We start from the raw sequence: 16,098 nt of genomic DNA, 5'->3' as shown, positions 1-16,098 counted from the left end.
CCGCTTACAGAACCTCTGGCAGAACTTGTGAAAGCACCTGTGGCAGCACCTGTGGCAGCACCTGTGGCAGCACCTGTGGCAGCACCTGTGGCAGCACCTGTGGCAGCACCTGTGGCAGCACCTGTGGCAGCACCTGTGGCGAGCGGGCTTGCCCGCGTTGGGTCGCGAAGCGGCCCCAAAAATGGGCCTGCTGCGCAGTCCAACGCGGGCAAGCCCGCTCGCCACAAGTGCAGTGTTCTTTCCACAAGTGCAGTGTTCTTTCCAAAAGTGCAGTGTTCTTTCCACAACGGCAGGGCTTTTCCACAAGTGCAGTGTTTTTCCACAAGTGCGGTGCTTGCCACCAGTGCAGTGTTTAAAGGCCTTAATCGGCCTTCTTGCGAATCCAGTACAGGTAGGTACCGGCCTGCTCCTGCTGATCCACCAGTTCATGGTCGAGAAACACACAAAACTTGGGAATATCACGGCGCGTCGACGGGTCGGTCGCGATTACCTTGAGCAAGCCGCCCGCAGGCAGGTCACGGATGTGCTGGTGCAGCATCATCACTGGCTCAGGGCAGTTGAGGCCGGTAGCGTCGAGCACGGCGTCTGCAGGCAAATCGAGGGGCTGATTCATACATCACTCCTGAAACGGGCGCCGCTCAACAGGTGGGAGCGGGCTTGCTCGCGAAGACGCGGGCACATTCAACATACATTTCGACTGTTATACCGCTTTCGCGAGCAAGCCCGCTCCCACGGTTGATATCAGTGTTTTTTGGGTTTCTTGACATCCACCAGCCGACGCAGGTGGCAGGTCACTTCCTCGCGGTCGTGATACAGCTGCTTGCAGCCGATCTCCACGCGAATGCCGCGCGCCTTGAAACCGTCTTCGATGCGCTCCAGCAGGCGCTTCACCTCGGCGTAACGCTGCTTCATCGGCAGCTTGAGGTTAACCACTGCCTCGCGGCAATGCCCTTCGCCGATCCAGGTCTCCAGCAAGGCGGCGTTGCGCGCCGGTTTCTCGACAATATCGCAGACCATCCAGTCCACCGGCTGCTTGGGCACGAAGGTGAAGCCGTCGGCCATCAGGTGTTGCACCAAACCAGTGTCCATCAGGCTTTCGGCCATGGGGCCGTTGTCGATGGCGGTCACCAGCATGCCACGGTTGACCAACTGCCAGGTCCAGCCACCAGGGGCTGCGCCGAGGTCGACGCCGGTCATGTCGCCGTGTAGGCGCTCGTCCCACTGGTCGCGGGGGATAAAGTGGTGCCAGGCCTCTTCCAGCTTGAGCGTCGAACGGCTGGGCGCGTCACGCGGGAACTTGAGGCGCGGGATGCCCATGGGCCACATCGCCGAGTTGTTTGACTCGGCCAGGCCCATGAACACTTCGCGGCCACTTTTGAAGGTCAGCAGCAGGCGCGGCTTGCTCGCGTCGTCGACCAGCTTGCCGGCGTTGAGCAAGGCTTTGCGCAGGTGCACTTCGAATTTCTTGCAGAAATTCGACAGTTCCTTGCCGTCGTTGGTGTCGACCATCTCCAGCCACAGGCTGCCGCACACGGGAAACTCGCGCAGGTGGGCAAGGATCACGCTGATACGGTCGGTTTCCGGCAGGTCGATGAATACCCCGCGCGCCCACTGCCTCGGGAAGATCAGCTCGGCAAAGCGCTGGCCGTGCATCAGGCGCTGGGCGCCGTCTTCTTCGGTGCAGACGAATTCGGCGCAGGCGCTGCCGGTCTTGGCCTTGGCGTAGCCGGAAACGTTCAGGCGCGCGGCGTGCTCCGCGATCTCGGAACAGACTTCGCCTTCAAAACCCGGGCGGCAGTGCATAAAAAGGGTGTTCATTGGATCTCCTGGCAACTGGCTTGCTGTAGCGCAATGCCTGTCATGAAAACGCGCGCATGATAGCCGAGTTCGGAACCTTGGACTCAGCGATAGAGTCCAGTTATTAGCCTGCTAATGAAAACAGGGCTAAGTTGAAAGCTCTGTTCGTCCCGTCAGGTCCGTAGCCGTGCGGACCATAAGGAGTCGCGTCATGTCATCGCTTGATAGCCTGAGAACCCTTAAAACCCTGCAAATCGACGACAAAACCTACCACTATTTCAGCCTGCCCGAAGCCGCCAAGAGCCTGGGTGACCTGGATAAGCTGCCGATGTCGCTCAAGGTGCTGCTGGAAAACCTGCTGCGCTGGGAAGACAACAAGACCGTCACCGGCGCCGACCTCAAGGCGATTGCCGCCTGGCTCAAAGAGCGCCAGTCCGACCGCGAGATCCAGTACCGCCCCGCCCGCGTGCTGATGCAAGACTTTACCGGCGTGCCCGCCGTGGTCGACCTGGCCGCCATGCGCGCCGCCGTGGCCAAGGCCGGTGGCGACCCGCAGCGCATCAACCCGCTGTCGCCCGTGGACCTGGTGATCGACCACTCGGTGATGGTCGACAAGTTCGGCAACGCCGACGCATTCGAGCAGAACGTCGATATCGAAATGCAGCGCAACGGCGAACGCTACGCCTTCCTGCGCTGGGGCCAAAGTGCCTTCGACAACTTCAGCGTGGTACCGCCGGGCACCGGCATCTGCCACCAGGTCAACCTCGAGTACCTGGGCCGCACCGTGTGGACCAAGGACGAAGACGGCCGCACCTACGCCTTCCCCGACACCCTGGTGGGCACCGACTCCCACACCACCATGATCAACGGCCTGGGCGTACTCGGCTGGGGCGTCGGCGGCATCGAAGCGGAAGCGGCGATGCTCGGCCAGCCGGTGTCGATGCTGATCCCGGAAGTGATCGGCTTCAAGCTCACCGGTAAATTGAAAGAAGGTATTACCGCCACAGACCTGGTGCTGACCGTCACCCAGATGCTGCGTAAAAAAGGCGTGGTGGGTAAGTTCGTCGAGTTCTATGGCGACGGCCTGGCCGATCTGCCCCTGGCCGACCGCGCCACCATCGCCAACATGGCCCCGGAATACGGCGCCACCTGCGGCTTTTTCCCGGTGGATGAAGTGACGCTGGACTATCTGCGCCTGTCGGGCCGCCCGGCACAAACGGTAAAACTGGTGGAGGCCTATACCAAGGCCCAGGGCCTGTGGCGCAACGCCGGCCAGGAGCCGATCTTCACCGACAGCCTGGCGCTGGACATGGGCAGCGTCGAAGCCAGCCTCGCCGGGCCGAAACGCCCGCAGGACCGTGTGTCGCTGCCGAATGTGGGCCAGGCGTTCAGTGACTTCCTCGACCTGCAATTCAAACCCACCAACAAGGAAGAAGGCCGCCTCGAAAGTGAAGGCGGTGGCGGCGTGGCGGTGGGCAACGCCGACCTGGTGGGCGAAACCGACTACGAATACGACGGCCACACCTATCGCCTGAAAAACGGCGCGGTGGTGATCGCCGCCATCACCTCCTGCACCAACACCTCCAACCCCAGCGTGATGATGGCGGCGGGCCTGGTGGCGAAAAAAGCCGTGGAAAAAGGCCTGACCCGCAAGCCGTGGGTGAAAACCTCCCTGGCGCCCGGTTCCAAAGTGGTGACCGACTACTACAAGGCGGCAGGCCTCACCCAGTACCTGGATAAGATCGGCTTCGACCTCGTGGGTTATGGCTGCACCACCTGTATCGGCAACTCCGGGCCACTGCCCGAGCCAATTGAAAAAGCCATCCAGAAAGCTGACCTGGCCGTGGCTTCGGTGCTGTCCGGCAACCGTAACTTTGAAGGCCGCGTGCACCCGCTGGTGAAAACCAACTGGCTGGCCTCGCCGCCGCTGGTGGTGGCCTACGCGCTGGCCGGCACCGTGCGCATTGATATCAGCAGCGAGCCGCTGGGTAACGACCAGGACGGCAAGCCGGTGTACCTCAAGGACATCTGGCCAAGCAGCCAGGAGATTGCCGACGCGGTGGCCCAAGTGAGCACCGGCATGTTCCACAAGGAATACGCCGAGGTGTTTGCCGGTGATGAACAGTGGCAGGCGATCGAAGTGCCACAGGCGGCGACCTATGTGTGGCAGCCCGACTCCACCTACATCCAGCACCCGCCGTTCTTCGACGACATTGCCGGCCCGTTGCCGGTGATCAAGGATGTCCTGGGCGCCAACGTGCTGGCCCTGCTGGGGGATTCGGTGACCACCGACCACATCTCCCCCGCTGGCAACATCAAGGCCGACAGCCCTGCTGGCCGCTATCTGCGCGAGCAGGGCGTGGAGCCGCGTGACTTCAACTCCTACGGCTCACGCCGGGGCAACCATGAAGTGATGATGCGCGGCACCTTTGCCAATATCCGCATCCGCAATGAAATGCTCGGCGGCGAGGAAGGCGGCAACACGCTGTATATCCCCACCGGCGAGAAAATGCCGATCTACGACGCGGCGATGCAGTACCAGGCGTCGGGCACGCCGCTGGTGGTGATCGCAGGCCAGGAATACGGCACTGGCTCCAGCCGCGACTGGGCGGCCAAGGGTACCAACCTGCTGGGGGTCAAGGCGGTGATCGCCGAGAGTTTCGAGCGCATCCACCGCTCCAACCTGGTGGGCATGGGCGTGCTGCCATTGCAGTTCAAGCTGGATCAGAACCGCAAGGCGCTCAAGCTGACCGGCAAGGAGAGGATCGACATTCTCGGCCTGACCGACGTGGAGATCACCCCGCGCATGAACCTGACACTGGTGATTACACGGGAGGATGGCAGCAGCGAGAAGGTCGAGGTGCTGTGCCGGATCGATACGCTGAATGAAGTGGAATACTTCAAGGCGGGTGGGATTTTGCACTATGTGCTGCGCCAGTTGATTGCCAGCTAAAGCACACTGGAGATCAAATGTGGGAGGGGGCTTGCCCCCGATAGCAGTGGATCAGTCAACACATCCAGTGACTGAAACACCGCCATCGGGGGCAAGCCCCCTCCCACATTTTGACCGCGTTTAACCTTTCAGATCAGCCGAACAGCCACTTCCACAGCAGCACCAGCACCACCACCGCCAACACCGGCCGCGCAATGCGGTACGCCTTCGGATGCTTGCGCTTCCACTGCTTGACCTGACCGCTGAACTTGTCGCTGAAGGTCTTGCTCCAGGCATACGCCTGGTTGATCCCGCCTACGCGTTCGTCGTCGAGGTTCTGCGGTGCGGTCGCGCGGCCCAGTTGCTTGCTGACCCAGCGGTTGACGCGGGTCATCACGCGATTGCTCAGCGGGCGCTCGATGTCGCAGAACAGGATCACGCGGGTCTGCTCGGTTTCGTTCTTCACCCAGTGCACGTAGGTTTCATCGAACATTACGTCCTCACCGTCACGCCAGGCGTAGACCTGGCCATCGACGAAGATGCGGCAGTCGTCGGAATTCGGCGTGGACAACCCCAGGTGATACCGTAGCGAACCGGCAAACGGGTCGCGGTGCGGGTTGAGGTGGCTGCCGCCCGGCAACAGCGCGAACATCGCGCCCTTGACGTTAGGGATGCTGCTCACCAGCGCCACGGTTTTCGGGCACAGCGCCTCGGCCGATGGCAGGGGTTTGTCGTACCACTTGAGGTAGAAACGTTTCCAGCCCTTCTTGAAGAACGAACCGAAACCGGCGTCGTTGTTCTTTTCGGCGGCGCGGATGTAACCCTCGTCGAACAGGTGCATGGCCTCTTCGCGGATCACTTCCCAGTTGTCCTTGAGTACATCCAGTTCCGGGAACTTGCTGCGGTCCAGGTACGGTTTGGACGGCACTGCCGAAAACAGGTACATCAAGGCGTTATACGGGGCGAACAGCGCCGAATGGTTGACGAACTGGCGCAACATCGGCAAACGGGCCTTGCCGCGCAGGTGCACATACAGCGTGCTGCCGATAAACAACAGCAACACCGACAACTTGGCGGCCAACGAAAAGGTCATGCAGCAACTCCTGGAAATAAGCGCCTGGCCAATAGCAGACGTAGCAGCCGGCCATGATAAACAGTTGGGCCATTATGCAGAAGGCCCGAGCTGACCGGCTGACACAAATCAAACATTACATTGTGGTGAGCAGGCTTGTTGTGCCGAGAGGGCTTGCTGTGGCGAGCGGGCTTGCCCGCGTTGGGGCGCGAAGCGGCCCTGAAACCAGGCACCGTGTTCAGTCTGGAAAAATGCGGTGGGGCTATTGGGGCTGCTGCGCAGCCCAACGCGGGCAAGCCCGCTCGCCACAGCAAGCCCTCTCACCACAATAAGCCTGCTCACAGCAGCAGGCCTGTTCACCACAGCAAGCCTGCTCACAGCAGCAGGCCTGTTCACCACAATAAGCCTGCTCACAGCAGCAGGCCTGTTCACCACAACAAGCCTGCTCAACACAGCAGTCCTGCTCACCACAATAAGCCCGTTCACCCCAGGACTTACATCACGCCTGGTTTTCCTGCTCGGTAAACAGATCGCTGAACAGCATGCTCGACAGGTAGCGCTCACCGGAGTCGGGCAGGATCACCACGATGGTCTTGCCTTGCATTTCCGGCTTCTCGGCCAGGCGCACGGCCACGGCCATCGCTGCGCCGCAGGAGATGCCGCACAGGATGCCTTCTTCCTGCATCAGGCGCAGGGCCATGGCCTTGGATTCGTCATCGGTCACCAACTCAACACGGTCGACCATCGACAGGTCGAGGTTCTTGGGCACAAAACCGGCGCCGATGCCCTGGATCTTGTGCGGGCTGGGCTTGATCTCTTCACCGGCCAGCGCCTGGGTGATCACCGGCGACACCATCGGCTCCACGGCCACCGATAGAATCGGCTTGCCCGCGATGTTCTTGATGTAGCGCGACACACCGGTGATGGTGCCGCCGGTACCCACGCCCGCCACCAGCACGTCGATGGCACCGTCGGTGTCGTTCCAGATTTCCGGGCCGGTGGTTTTTTCGTGGATCGCCGGGTTGGCCGGGTTTTCGAACTGGGCCGGCATAAAGTAGGTGGCCGGGTCGCTGGCGACAATTTCAGCGGCTTTTTCGATGGCGCCTTTCATGCCCTTGGCCGGCTCGGTCAATACCAGCTCGGCGCCGAGGGCCTTGAGCACCTTGCGCCGCTCGATGCTCATGGACGCAGGCATGGTCAGCAGCAGCTTGTAGCCACGGGCGGCGGCGACAAACGCCAGGCCAATCCCGGTGTTGCCGGACGTCGGCTCGACAATGGTCATGCCCGGCTTGAGCTTGCCGGTGCTTTCGGCGTCCCAGATCATGTTTGCGCCAATCCGGCACTTCACCGAGTAGCCCGGGTTACGCCCTTCGATCTTGGCCAGGATGGTCACGCCACGCGGGGCGATGCGGTTGATCTGCACCAGGGGCGTATTACCGATGGAGTGCGCGTTGTCTGCAAAAATGCGGCTCATGACGGGTCCTTTAGGCAATTTCAACAAGGCCACAAGGGTATGCCTCGTGCTGCAAAGCGTCCAGTCGGAGGAACGTTGGGCGCGTCCGCACAGTCCATCTCCTACATGCAAGGAGAACCGCCATGAAACGTCGCTACAGCTGGCCACTATGGACCGTCGCCGGAGTGCTGGTATTGCTGGTTGCCATCAGTGTCGCCCTGCCCTACCTGGTGCGTAACTACCTCAACGACAAGCTCGCTGACATGGGCGACTACCGTGGCCAGGTCACCGACGTGGACTTGGCCCTTTGGCGCGGCGCGTACAGGATCAATGGCCTGGAGATCATCAAGGTCGACGGCAAGGTGCCCGTACCGTTCGTCAAGGCGCCGCTGATCGACCTGGCGGTGAGCTGGCATTCGCTGTGGTACGACCATGCGGTAGTGGCCAAGGTGCGCTTTATCAACCCCGAGGTGAACTTCGTCGACGGCGGCGCCAACAAGCAGGCGTCCCAGACCGGTAAAGGCACGGACTGGCGCGAGCAGTTGAGCAAACTGGCGCCCATCACCCTGGATGAGGTGCGCATCGAAGACGGCAAAATCGCCTTCCACAACTTCAACTCCAAGCCGCCGGTGAATATAAACGCCACCTCGGTGAATGCCAGCTTCTACAACCTGACCAACGTGGTCGACGTCAAAGGCAAGCGCGACGCACGCTTTGAAGGCAAGGCTCTGCTCCAGGGCCAGGCGCCGCTGGAAGCCACCGCCACCTTCGACCCGCTGAGCAATTTCGAAAACTTCGAATTCCGCTTCCGCGCCAAGGATCTGCAGCTCAAGCGCATGAACGACTTTGCCTCGGCCTACGGCAAGTTCGACTTCAAGGCCGGCACCGGCGACGTGGTGATTGAAGCCCAGGCCGAAAAAGGCCAGCTGACCGGCTATATCAAGCCCTTGCTGCGCGATGTAGAGGTGTTCGACTGGCAGCAGGACGTGGAAAACAAGGACAAGAATATCTTCCGTTCCATCTGGGAAGCCGTGGTCGGCGCCAGCGAGACGGTGCTGAAAAACCAGGCGAAGAATCAGTTCGCCACCCGCGTCGAACTGAGTGGCAGCGTGCATCAGCAAGATGTCAGCGCGTTCTCTGCGTTTTTGGCGATTTTGCGCAACGGCTTCATCCAAGCGTTCAATGCACGCTATGAACAGCCCAAGCCCTCGGCGGACTGACCTTGACCGGTCATTCAGAGACTGAATAACCCGTCTGCGTTCACAGTCGCCGGGGCTGCGCGGTATAGTCCGGGCATTGATGAATGCGAGGAAACACCGATGAAGTTCGAAGGCACCCAGGCCTATGTGGCTACCGATGACCTGAAGCTGGCCGTCAACGCCGCCATCACCCTGGAGCGACCGTTGCTGGTCAAGGGCGAGCCCGGTACCGGCAAGACCATGCTCGCCGAGCAACTGGCCGAATCCTTCGGTGCCAAGCTGATCACCTGGCACATCAAGTCCACTACCAAGGCGCATCAGGGCCTTTATGAGTACGACGCGGTCAGCCGCCTGCGCGACTCGCAGCTGGGCGTGGACAAAGTGCACGACGTGCGCAATTACCTGAAGAAGGGCAAGCTCTGGGAAGCGTTCGAGTCTGAAGAGCGGGTGATCCTGCTGATCGATGAAATCGACAAGGCCGACATCGAGTTCCCCAACGACCTGCTGCAAGAACTCGACAAGATGGAGTTCTACGTCTACGAAATCGACGAGACCATCAAGGCCAAGAAACGCCCGATCATCATCATTACCTCCAACAACGAAAAAGAGCTGCCGGACGCGTTCCTGCGCCGCTGCTTCTTCCACTACATCGCCTTCCCCGACCGTACTACCCTGCAAAAGATCGTCGATGTGCACTATCCCGACATCAAGAAGGACCTGGTCAGCGAAGCGCTGGACGTGTTCTTCGACGTGCGCAAGGTACCGGGCCTGAAGAAAAAGCCGTCCACCTCCGAACTGGTCGACTGGCTCAAACTGCTGATGGCCGACAATATCGGCGAGGCCGTGCTGCGCGAGCGCGACCCCACCAAGGCCATCCCGCCCCTGGCCGGTGCCTTGGTAAAAAACGAGCAAGACGTGCAACTGCTGGAACGGCTGGCGTTCATGAGCCGTCGCGGTAACCGCTGATGCTGCTCAACCTGTTCAATGAAATGCGTGCCGCCAAGGTGCCGGTGTCGGTGCGCGAGCTGCTCGACCTGATCAACGCGCTCAAGCAGCGCGTGGTGTTCGCCGACATGGACGAGTTTTATTACTTGGCCCGGGCGATCCTCGTGAAGGACGAACGGCACTTCGACAAATTCGACCGCGCGTTCGGCGCCTACTTCAATGGCCTCGAAAAGCTCGACGACCACCTGCAGGCGCTGATCCCCGAAGAGTGGCTGCGCAAGGAGTTCGAACGCTCGCTGAGCGACGAGGAACGCGCGCAGATCCAGTCCCTCGGCGGCCTCGACAAGCTGATCGAAGAGTTCAAGAAACGCCTGGAAGAACAGAAGGAACGCCACGCCGGCGGCAACAAATGGATCGGCACCGGCGGCACCAGCCCGTTCGGTTCCGGCGGCTACAACCCGGAAGGCATCCGTGTCGGCGATGCTGGCAAACGCCAGGGCAAGGCCGTGAAGGTCTGGGACCAGCGCGAGTACAAGAACCTCGACGACCAGGTTGAACTGGGCACGCGCAATATCAAGATCGCCTTGCGCCGCCTGCGTAAATTCGCACGCCAGGGTGCGGCCGAGGAGCTGGATATCGATGGCACCATCGACCACACCGCCCGCGACGCCGGGTTGCTGAATATCCAGATGCGCCCGGAGCGGCGTAACACCATCAAGCTGCTGTTGCTGTTCGATATCGGCGGCTCGATGGACGCCCATGTGAAGATCTGCGAAGAACTGTTCTCCGCGTGCAAGACCGAGTTCAAGCATCTTGAATATTTCTACTTCCACAACTTCGTGTACGAATCGGTGTGGAAGAACAACGCACGCCGCACCTCGGAACGCACCTCGACCCAGGATTTGCTGCACAAGTATGGCGCCGACTACAAAGTGATCTTTATCGGCGATGCGTCGATGGCGCCGTATGAAATCACCCAGGCCGGCGGCAGTGTCGAGCATTGGAACGAGGAGCCGGGGTATGTGTGGATGCAGCGCTTCATGGCCAAGTACAAGAAGCTGATCTGGATTAACCCGTATCCGAAAGACACCTGGGGGTATACGGCATCGACGGGGATCGTGCGGGAGTTGGTGGAGGATCAGATGTATCCGCTGACGCTGCGCGGGCTTGAGGAAGGGATGCGCTTCCTGTCCAAATAACCACCGATCTCATTCATGCTGGAGATCCAATGTGGGAGCCCGTGGTGAACCGCTGCAAATACTCGATATGCTGCCGATGCGCCGTCTCCTGCACCACCGGCGCCAACCTGACCTTCTCTCCCGGCAGACACTGCGCCAGCCGCGCCAGCGCCAACGGCGTCAACGCCCCCAGGCGCGGGTAACCGCCGATGGTCTGCCGATCATTGAGCAACACAATCGGCTGCCCATCCGGCGGCACCTGGATCGCTCCCAGCGGAATCCCTTCGGAGATCAACGACGGCCCCTGGTACTGCAACGGCGTGCCCAGCAGACGCATGCCCATGCGGTCGGCGCGGCTGTCGAGGGCCCAGTCGCTGTTGAAGGCATCGAACAGGCTCTGGCCGCTGAACTGGCCGATCTGTGCGCCGACGATGACATCCAGCGGGGCATTGGCAGGCAACGTCGGCGTGGTCAGCACTTTCATCGCCCCGCCCGTGCCGGAATAGGCCAAGCGCCCGCCTTCGGCCAGCGCCTTGCCGAAACCATCCACCCCGCCCAACTCCTCACGCACAACGGTGGCGCAACTGCCCAGCACATCCGGCGCATCAAACCCGCCGGGTGCCGCCAGGTAAGCCCGCGCGCCCGTGAACGGCTGGGTAAAGCGTAACCGCTGGCCCTTTTGCAGGATAAAACTGCGGCCCGGGCTAATCGCACGCTCATCGATGTACGCACCCAGGTCCGCGCCGGCCAAGGCCAGCAGGCAGTAGTCTTCGGCCTGAATGGTAAAGCCGCCCAAGGTGATTTCCACCACCGGCGCATCGAGCGCATTGCCCAGCAGCCAGTTGGCCCAGGACATCGACACCCAATCCAGTGCGCCGCCCTGGGTTACGCCCAGGTGTCGTACGCCAAAACGGCCGGCGTCCTGCAACAGGCACAGCGGCGTGCTGGCCTCGATCAACAAGTGGCTCATGCCTGCGCCTCCAACGGCGTGTCATCGCCACCCAGTTTGATGAATTCGGCGTGATCAACCGCTTCAAAACGCACCGTGTCGCCCGGTTGCATCAGGCTGTAGCCGTCGCGCTCGCGGTCGAACAGCTTTGCCGGGGTGCGGCCGATCAGGTTCCAGCCACCGGGGGAGACCACCGGGTAGGCGGCGGTTTGCCGCTCGGCGATACCCACGCTACCGGCCGCCACGCGTTTACGCGGGGTATTGAGGCGTGGCGTGGCGAGGATTTCATCCACCAGCCCCATAAAGGCAAAGCCAGGGGCGAAGCCGAGGGCGAACACCTGGTATTCGTGGGCGCTGTGGCGGCGGATCACTTCGCTGACGGCCAGGCCACTGCGCTGGGCCAGCACGGTCAGCTCGGGGCCGACGCTCAGGTCGTACCACACCGGCAACACATGGCACTGGCCGCTGCCTTGGCGCTGGGGTTGCAGGTCGCTCAGGGCCTGGTCGATCAGCTCCCGTGCCTGTGCCGGGCTGAGCGCGGTGAGGTCGTAATGCACCATCAGCGTGGTGTAGGACGGCACCAGGTCCACCAGCGCCGCGCCAAAACCGCTGCGCAGGCGCTGGGTAGCGGCGAGCATCCACGGCATGTTGGCTTCGGCGATCACCTCGAACAGACGCACCATCAGGCAGTCGATGGCCACCACTTCAATGCGTGGCTTCATGCTGGCTTCAATGCCTCGCGGATGCGCTGCACGGCAGCAACCGAGCTGGCGTTGTCGCCATGCACGCACAGGGTATTGGCCTGCAACACCAGCGCGCTGCCGTCGCTGGCGGTCAGCGGCTCGCCGCGGGAAATGGTCAGGGCCTGCTGCACGATGGTATCGGCGTCGTGGTGCACGGCGCCGGGCAACTGGCGCGAAACCAGGTGACCCTTGTTGTCATAGGCACGGTCGGCGAAGGCTTCGAACCACAGGGTCACGCCGTATTCGTCGCCCAACGCCTGGGCCGCGCCGTTGTCGCGGGTGGCCAGCAGCATCAGCGGCAGGTCGCCATAGGCGGCGATGGCCTGGATCACCGCACGCAGTTGCGTCGGGTTGGCCATCATGTCGTTGTACATCGCACCGTGGGGTTTCACGTAACTGACCCGCCCACCTTGGGCACGGCAGATGCCGTCGAGGGCGCCGATCTGATAGTGCAGCAGGTCCTGGATTTCCTGCGGCGTGTAGGCCATGGAACGGCGGCCGAAGCCTTGCAGGTCCTGGTACGCCGGGTGCGCACCCACTTGCACGCCGTGCTTGAGCGCCAGGCTGACGGTCTTGCGCATGATGCTCGGGTCGCCGGCATGAAAGCCGCAGGCCACGTTGGCGCAATCAATGAACGGCATGACCTCGGCGTCCAGACCCATGGTCCAGTTGCCAAAGCTTTCGCCGATATCGCAATTCAGTAAAAGGCGGCTCACGCGGGTCGCTCCTGTAGGCTTTGTTTTTTTGTAGTGTGGGATTTTTAACGCAGAACTCGCAACTTGTCCTGACACCCAACCACGCTTATCGTGGAATAGCTCGATTTTTGGCGCTGGCCCGGTGCGGCGTCCAACTAATAAAAACCGATCCATGCATAAGAAAAAGTTGATCCCATGAATTTGAAGTTCCTCGAAACCTTCGTCTGGGTGGCCAAGCTCAAGAGCTTTCGCCTGACCGCCGAGAAGCTGTTCACCACCCAGGCCTCGATCTCCAGCCGCATCGCGGTGCTTGAAAGCGAGTTGGGGGTGAAGCTGTTTCTGCGTGATTCACGGGGTGTGAGCCTGACCCCGGAAGGCCTCAAGGTGCTCGATTATGCCGAGCAGATGATGGTGACCATGCAGGGCTTGAAGCAGTCCCTGGAGACCACCAGCAGCAAGGTCGGGCGCATTCGGATCGGCGCCATGGACACGGTGATCCACACCTGGCTGAGCCCGTTGGTGGCCGAGTTGATGGACCATTTCCCGTTGGTAGAAATCGAATTAGTCGCCGATACCGCACTGAACCTCAGCGATCAGCTGCAAAAAGGCTTCCTCGACCTGATCCTGCAAACCGACCTGCTGCGCCTCGAAACCGTGCGCAGCCTGGAACTGGCCAGCCACCCGATGGCCTGGATCGTCGCCAGCCACTCGATCTATAACCGCGACTACGCGTCTCTCGCCGAACTGGCCCAGGAGCGCATCATCACCTATTCGAAAAACTCCCACCCGCATCAGGATGTATTGAGCCTGATGCAGGCCAACGGCGTGGCCGCGCCGCGGATGAACTGCGTGAATTCGGTGTCGGCGATCACCCGTTTGCTGCGCGATGGCTTTGGTATCGGCGCGCTGCCTCCGGTGCTGGTCAGCGAAGAGTTGGCGCGCGGTGAATTGGTGATGCTGCCGATGGCGCAGAAACTGCCGAATTTGCAGGTGGTGGTGTCGTGGCGTGTGGGGGTGGAATTGGTGGAGGAGATCGTCGGGCTGTGCCAGAAGGTGGTGGCGCGGTATGCAGAGGAAGTCGGTGAAGAGCGGATGGTGCTGAGCAACTGAAGAAACCGAGTTCAAATGTGGGAGCGGGCTTGCTCGCGAATGCGGTGTGTCAGTCAAATAGATGGCGACTGAACCAGCGCATTCGCGAGCAAGCCCGCTCCCACATTTAGATTAGCGGCGGTATTTATAGCCCTTTCAAATCCCGCTCTTCGATCGGCCGGCTCTGGCGCAGGCGCTTGCCGCCCAACACCACCCAGTCGATCAGGCGGAACAGGCACTCCAGGCCGAACGACAGCAGCATCGCCCCGCCCAACCCCCAGCCCATGGCCTCGGGCGTCAGCAGGATCTGGTAGCTATAGCCATTCCAGGTTTCCAGGCGAATATCCGGGTCAGCCGCCACCGCCACTTGCAGGGCGCGGATATACCAAGGGCCTTGCATGGCTTGGAACTGTTTATCCAGTGCCACCTGGCGATCAAGCATGGCGCCCAGGCTGTTGGCGTCGCTCTGGAACACCGGGTCATCACTGGCGCGGTAGTGCGCCACCAGCGCCTGCAAATCCCCGTTGAAAAACTGCTGCGCGGTGGATTCAAACCCACGCAGGCCGGTCTGGGCCTCGATCAGGTGGGCTTCGACACGCTTGGCGTAATCACTGATAAACCCCGGCACTTGCACACCGACCAACAAGCCAATGGCAAACAGCACCAACCGCAGATAACTGAGCAACATGGTCAATATCCTTACTCGGTAACGCCCTGGCTGACGCATTCACCGCGTCGCCACAGGCTCCATTGGCCCGGTTCGTAGCGGGTCCAGTTTTCGTTGTCGGTCAACGGTTCGGTGGCGATCACCGTCACCACATCGTTGGGGGTGGTTTCGGCCTGAAAATCGACGATCACGTCGACATCTTTGAGCCGCGCAGGGCCAAACGGTGCACGCCGGGTAATCTGCGCCAATTTGGTCGAGCAGAAGCAAAACAGCCAGTCGCCATCACTGAGCAGGCAGTTGAACACACCTTTGCTGCGGTATTCGGCGCAGGCGGCGATCAGGTCCGGCAGCATCCGTTCGATGTCCACCGGCTCCGGGAAGGCTTCGCGCACGCGGTTGAGCAGGTCGCAGAAGGCCGCTTCGCTGTCGGTATCGCCGACCGGGCGGTAGAACGTGGCGCGTGGGTTGAAGTCCGCCAGTTGGCCGTTGTGCGCAAAGCACCAGTTGCGGCCCCACAGTTCACGCACGAACGGGTGGGTATTGGCCAGGCTCACCTTGCCCACATTGGCCTGGCGGATATGACCGATCACCACTTCGCTTTTGATCGGGTAACGCTGAACCAGCAGCGCGACTTCGGACTCGCTGCTCGCGGCCGGGTCCTGGAACAGGCGCAGGCCGCGGCCTTCGTAGAAGGCGATGCCCCAACCGTCACGGTGGGGGCCGGTGCGCCCACCGCGCTGCATCAGCCCGGTAAAGCTGAACACGATATCGGTGGGGACGTTGGCACTCATGCCCAATAATTCACACATGCCAGGGCTCTCGCTGCAACGTTAAAGGCGCGGTTCTACGCGCATGCCGCTGACCGGCGCCGGACGGCGGAAGGGCTCATCATCTTCAGCAGGCTCGGCGGCCAGGGCGGCATCGACCGCTGCCTTGCGCTCACGGCGGGCGTTGGCGGCGCGCTCGATGGGCCAGCGGATCAACACAATGACGAGGTACACGCCAAACGCGATCATCGCGTACATGACCAGATCGGAAATGGCCCGCCAGGCGTTATTGCCGACCTTGAGCACCAGGTCCAGCGCAGTGATGGCCACGGCCGGCGCGAACTGGGTCTTGACCGGGTCGACGATGGTCGGGCTGAACAGCAGCACGGCCATCAGCAATTGCAGCGGCTCGCGCAGCCAGCGCCAGATCCAGCGGGTCATGCGCCACCACACCAACAGGCAGCCCAAAGCGGCGAAGGCGTAAAGGCCCCAAGCGGTCAGATAGTCGTTCTCGGTCATGGTGTCCATGGCAAGGTAGGCAAACAGGCGGCTATGATAACGGCTTTTGCGTGTCGCGGCTGCAAAGCCTGCCACCGTCCGCCAGACAGAGAG

At 61.5% G+C, this 16,098-nt stretch carries 16 protein-coding genes; 5 read left to right on the top strand and 11 right to left on the bottom strand.

What is annotated here, in order from left to right; genetic code table 11:
- Window positions 1–4 precede the first annotated feature (4 nt).
- From CXQ82_RS07935 to rlmM, 3 genes are all read right to left on the bottom strand, one after another.
- Window positions 5–265, bottom strand: a complete 261-nt coding sequence (locus CXQ82_RS07935; RefSeq protein ID WP_157832149.1) for a hypothetical protein — start codon at window positions 263–265, stop codon at window positions 5–7.
- A 96-nt stretch (window positions 266–361) separates the two neighbouring features.
- Window positions 362–613: a sulfurtransferase TusA gene (tusA, locus tag CXQ82_RS07930; RefSeq protein ID WP_101267688.1), complete on the bottom strand. Its 252-nt coding sequence runs from the start codon at window positions 611–613 to the stop codon at window positions 362–364.
- A gap of 128 nt (window positions 614–741) precedes the next feature.
- Window positions 742–1,818, bottom strand: a complete 1,077-nt coding sequence (gene rlmM / locus CXQ82_RS07920) for a 23S rRNA (cytidine(2498)-2'-O)-methyltransferase RlmM (protein WP_101267685.1) — start codon at window positions 1,816–1,818, stop codon at window positions 742–744.
- Between the two features lie 190 nt (window positions 1,819–2,008).
- Here rlmM and acnA point away from each other — a divergent pair, with 190 nt between their 5' ends.
- The gene (gene acnA / locus CXQ82_RS07915) at window positions 2,009–4,750 is read left to right on the top strand and encodes an aconitate hydratase AcnA (RefSeq protein WP_101267684.1); all 2,742 of its coding nucleotides are present in this window, start codon (window positions 2,009–2,011) and stop codon (window positions 4,748–4,750) included.
- 133 nt (window positions 4,751–4,883) lie between these two features.
- On the opposite strand, the gene CXQ82_RS07910 is transcribed toward acnA, so the two are convergent.
- Together CXQ82_RS07910 and cysK are read right to left on the bottom strand one after the other, a co-directional pair.
- The gene (locus CXQ82_RS07910; RefSeq protein ID WP_032877227.1) at window positions 4,884–5,822 is read right to left on the bottom strand and encodes an aspartyl/asparaginyl beta-hydroxylase domain-containing protein; all 939 of its coding nucleotides are present in this window, start codon (window positions 5,820–5,822) and stop codon (window positions 4,884–4,886) included.
- A gap of 478 nt (window positions 5,823–6,300) precedes the next feature.
- Window positions 6,301–7,275 (bottom strand): cysteine synthase A, encoded by a 975-nt coding sequence (cysK, locus tag CXQ82_RS07905; RefSeq protein ID WP_101267682.1) that lies wholly within the window; start codon window positions 7,273–7,275, stop codon window positions 6,301–6,303.
- A 122-nt stretch (window positions 7,276–7,397) separates the two neighbouring features.
- Here cysK and CXQ82_RS07900 point away from each other — a divergent pair, with 122 nt between their 5' ends.
- The 3 genes from CXQ82_RS07900 to CXQ82_RS07890 all read left to right on the top strand — a co-directional run bounded on the left by CXQ82_RS07900 (window position 7,398) and on the right by CXQ82_RS07890 (window position 10,597).
- Entirely contained in the window at window positions 7,398–8,474 is a 1,077-nt protein-coding gene (locus CXQ82_RS07900; protein WP_101267680.1) for a DUF748 domain-containing protein, read from the top strand.
- Between the two features lie 99 nt (window positions 8,475–8,573).
- A complete protein-coding gene (locus CXQ82_RS07895) occupies window positions 8,574–9,419 on the top strand; it encodes a MoxR family ATPase (RefSeq protein ID WP_003210690.1) in 846 nt (281 codons plus the stop codon).
- Entirely contained in the window at window positions 9,419–10,597 is a 1,179-nt protein-coding gene (locus CXQ82_RS07890; RefSeq protein WP_101267679.1) for a VWA domain-containing protein, read from the top strand. Before CXQ82_RS07895 ends, CXQ82_RS07890 begins: the two co-directional genes overlap by 1 nt.
- Window positions 10,598–10,610: 13 nt before the next feature.
- Here CXQ82_RS07890 and CXQ82_RS07885 read toward each other — a convergent pair whose 3' ends face one another.
- The 3 genes from CXQ82_RS07885 to CXQ82_RS07875 are packed head-to-tail and all read right to left on the bottom strand — an operon-like array spanning window position 10,611 to window position 12,984.
- The gene (locus tag CXQ82_RS07885) at window positions 10,611–11,546 is read right to left on the bottom strand and encodes a biotin-dependent carboxyltransferase family protein (protein WP_101267677.1); all 936 of its coding nucleotides are present in this window, start codon (window positions 11,544–11,546) and stop codon (window positions 10,611–10,613) included.
- Complete coding sequence (gene pxpB, locus CXQ82_RS07880; protein ID WP_101267676.1) at window positions 11,543–12,247, bottom strand: 5-oxoprolinase subunit PxpB; 705 nt, start codon at window positions 12,245–12,247, stop codon at window positions 11,543–11,545. The genes CXQ82_RS07885 and pxpB overlap by 4 nt, the downstream gene beginning before the upstream one ends.
- The gene (locus tag CXQ82_RS07875; RefSeq protein ID WP_101267674.1) at window positions 12,244–12,984 is read right to left on the bottom strand and encodes a 5-oxoprolinase subunit PxpA; all 741 of its coding nucleotides are present in this window, start codon (window positions 12,982–12,984) and stop codon (window positions 12,244–12,246) included. The genes pxpB and CXQ82_RS07875 overlap by 4 nt, the downstream gene beginning before the upstream one ends.
- A gap of 174 nt (window positions 12,985–13,158) precedes the next feature.
- Between CXQ82_RS07875 and CXQ82_RS07870 the strand changes: the two genes are divergently transcribed.
- On the top strand, window positions 13,159–14,073 hold the full coding sequence (locus CXQ82_RS07870) for a LysR family transcriptional regulator (RefSeq protein ID WP_101267673.1): 915 nt from the start codon (window positions 13,159–13,161) through the stop codon (window positions 14,071–14,073).
- 124 nt (window positions 14,074–14,197) lie between these two features.
- Here CXQ82_RS07870 and CXQ82_RS07865 read toward each other — a convergent pair whose 3' ends face one another.
- Genes CXQ82_RS07865 through CXQ82_RS07855 form a run of 3 tightly spaced genes read right to left on the bottom strand, consistent with a single transcriptional unit; the run spans window position 14,198 to window position 16,080 of the window.
- A complete protein-coding gene (locus tag CXQ82_RS07865) occupies window positions 14,198–14,740 on the bottom strand; it encodes a DUF2937 family protein (protein ID WP_101267671.1) in 543 nt (180 codons plus the stop codon).
- A gap of 11 nt (window positions 14,741–14,751) precedes the next feature.
- The gene (locus CXQ82_RS07860; protein WP_101267669.1) at window positions 14,752–15,528 is read right to left on the bottom strand and encodes a class II glutamine amidotransferase; all 777 of its coding nucleotides are present in this window, start codon (window positions 15,526–15,528) and stop codon (window positions 14,752–14,754) included.
- Between the two features lie 21 nt (window positions 15,529–15,549).
- Window positions 15,550–16,080: an MFS transporter gene (locus CXQ82_RS07855; RefSeq protein WP_101267667.1), complete on the bottom strand. Its 531-nt coding sequence runs from the start codon at window positions 16,078–16,080 to the stop codon at window positions 15,550–15,552.
- Window positions 16,081–16,098: the final 18 nt, after the last annotated feature.

Origin of the sequence: Pseudomonas sp. S09G 359, from assembly GCF_002843605.1 — a bacterium.
Taxonomy (GTDB): domain Bacteria; phylum Pseudomonadota; class Gammaproteobacteria; order Pseudomonadales; family Pseudomonadaceae; genus Aquipseudomonas.
The sequence above is the reverse complement of the archived record's forward strand: the minus strand, read 5'-3'. Positions and strand labels throughout refer to the sequence as shown.